Origin of the sequence: Promicromonospora kroppenstedtii DSM 19349, assembly GCF_000515355.1 — a bacterium.
Classification (GTDB): domain Bacteria; phylum Actinomycetota; class Actinomycetes; order Actinomycetales; family Cellulomonadaceae; genus Promicromonospora; species Promicromonospora kroppenstedtii.
The window spans coordinates 1-1450 of the sequence record NZ_KI911721.1; the positions used below are offsets into that span (position 1 = coordinate 1).

The window sequence follows — 1450 nt, forward strand, 5'->3', positions numbered from 1 at the left end:
CAGCCCGCTCCCGACCGGCCGACCGTCGAGCAGCCGGCGGCCGACCGGCCGACGTCGCCCTACGGGCCGGCGTCCCCGACGCCCCCCGCCGCGCCGGTGTACGGCCACCCCGTGCAGCACCTGCCGGTCCCGCCGGTCCCGCCGGTCCAGGACGCCGCGGTCCGCCCGGAGCCGCATGCCTCGGGCCAGTACGCCCCAGGCCAGCCTGACCAGTACCCGTCGGGTCAGTACCAGTCGGGTCAGTACCCCACCGGGCAGTACCCCACCGGGCAGTACCCCACGGGCCAGTACACCTCCGGGCAGTACGCCACCGGCCAGGTCCAGCCCTACCCGCCGCAGTACCAGTACGGCGCGGCGCCGCAGTACGGCTACGCGCCCGCGCCGCCGAAGAACGACCTGGGCGTCTGGTCGCTGGTCACAGGCATCCTGAGCTGGATCATGTGCCCGCTCGTGCTCGGCGTCGTCGCGATCTTCACGGGGAACGCGAGCCGCAAGGCGGTCCGCGAGGGCCTGGCGAACAACCCCGGCTCGGCGACGGCGGGGCTGGTCCTCGGTTGGATCAACGTGGGCCTCTTCGGCCTCGGGATCCTCGCGTGGATCATGTTCCTGTTCTTCGGTCTGCTCGGCGCCGCGTTCTCCGTGTCCCAGTCGTGAGCGGCCCACGCACGAGCACCGGGCCGCGTGTTCGCGTCCCGCGTACCTGGTGGAAGGTGGAAGCATGACCCAGCCCGACGAGTGGAAGTCGCCCTACGACCCGCCCGCACAGCCCGCCGACCGGGGCGCCCGGCCGGGGCCCGCACCGGACCAGCCCGTACCGGAGGAGCCCGCACCGCCCAGCCCTTACGGGCAGCCCTACCCGCAGCAGCCCGCACCGCCGGCGTACGGGGCTCAGCCCCACCAGCAACCGTACGGACCGGGCCAGCCCCATCCGGGCCAGCCGTATCCCGGCCAGCCCTACCAGTACGGCACGGCCTACGGCTACGTCGCCCCGCCCGAGAAGAACGCCCTGGGCATCTGGTCCCTCGTGCTCGGCATCCTGAGCGTCCTCATGCTGTTCAGCTGCGGGGTCGGGTTCCTCGCCGGCATCCCGGCGGTCATCACCGGACACCTCAGCCGCAAGGCGCAGAAGGAGGGCCTGGCCGACAACGGCGGCATGGGCCTGGCCGGGCTCATCACCGGCTGGGTCACGATCGGCCTCACCCTCCTCGCGGTGGTCGGGCTCGTCATCCTGTTCAGCATCCCGGAGTTCCGTGAGGGCTTCTTCGACGAGACGACCTCCACCTACAGCTACGAGTACTGAGCCACCGACTTGCGGGCCACGGACCACCGCCCGGCGGGGCCGCGGATCACGCACCCGCGGCCGCGTCGGCCACGTACCCGTCGGGCCGCACCAGCAGGGCAGTAGCGCCGCCGTCGGTCCGGCGGGTCACGACGCGCTCGGCGGGGTCCA

2 protein-coding genes are annotated in these 1450 nt (G+C 73.2%); both read left to right on the forward strand.

What is annotated here, in order from left to right:
• Nucleotides 1-654: DUF4190 domain-containing protein (locus tag PROKR_RS30880; protein WP_051433194.1), on the forward strand; the 654-nt coding region annotated here is incomplete at its 5' end.
• Nucleotides 655-718: 64 nt separating this feature from the next.
• Complete coding sequence (locus PROKR_RS20655; RefSeq protein WP_051433195.1) at nucleotides 719-1300, forward strand: DUF4190 domain-containing protein; 582 nt, start codon at nucleotides 719-721, stop codon at nucleotides 1298-1300.
• Nucleotides 1301-1450 lie beyond the last annotated feature (150 nt).

What these genes read in the sequence shown, in the direction of transcription:
- PROKR_RS20655 (WP_051433195.1), top strand. Translation starts at nt 719, where the DNA reads ATGACCCAGCCCGACGAGTGGAAGTCGCCCTACGACCCGCCCGCACAG.